Raw genomic sequence first — 812 nt, 5'->3', positions numbered from 1 at the left:
GGTGTTGTCACGTTAACGTCCGGTCGACGAGGGAATGCTGATGGTCGGGATTCAAGCGGCTCGAGTGGCAGCATTCAAGGCTTCGAATGCCTCGAGGCGGTGATAACGGATTGTTTGTGCGGAGCGACGACGTGCCGGGACGCGGAAGCAATTTCTGCCGGCTGATGGGTGGTTACGAACCGCTGCAAACCTCTTGGAGATCGGTGTCCTAGCATCGTCCGTTCTCGCTTTCGGAATGGGAGGGGGCTGTTTTCAGCTCGATTGTTGAGGCCCTTGTGCGACCAACGATCCAAGCCCGGCGCGATTTCCCGTTTGGCGGTGCCAAAGGACCGCAACTTGTTCGTGATGATCCGCTTGGGAATGAAACCAAGGTGCTTGATCAGGCGGCGCAACAGCCGTTTTGCCGCCTGTTTGTCCCGCCTGGGTTGGAGGATTTCCTTCAGCACGACGCCATGCTGATCGACCGCGCGCAAAGCCGATACTTGCGACCTGAAATGTCCACGACAATTTCATCCAGATGCCAGACACCACCTGGACGGTTCAGTCTCTGCCGCAGATTTCGAGCTACCACCGGCCCGAATTTGATGACCCAGCGCCGAACAGTTTCATAAGAAGCATAGCGCACGCGCTGCAGCAGCATCTCTTCAACTTCCCGCAGGCTCAGATTGAAGCGAACGTACAGCCACACCGCGTGCTCAATGAGCTGAGGCGGAAACCGGGGGCGCTTGTAGCTGATTGACGATGTCTTCATCAATGTCACCTACAGCCAATGTCAAGCATCAGCAGCCTAACGACAGTTAATGTGGCAACAC

Annotated in this window: 1 pseudogene; it reads right to left on the bottom strand. The window is 56.4% G+C overall.

Annotated elements, in window-relative coordinates:
• Positions 1–51: 51 nt before the first annotated feature.
• Positions 52–751, bottom strand: a pseudogene (locus ACR0ES_RS20170) (IS6 family transposase).
• Positions 752–812: the final 61 nt, after the last annotated feature.

The sequence above is a fragment of the Ruegeria sp. N7 genome (genome assembly GCF_056531345.1).
Note: the sequence above shows the minus strand (reverse complement) of the source record. Positions and strands in the feature narration are given on the sequence as shown.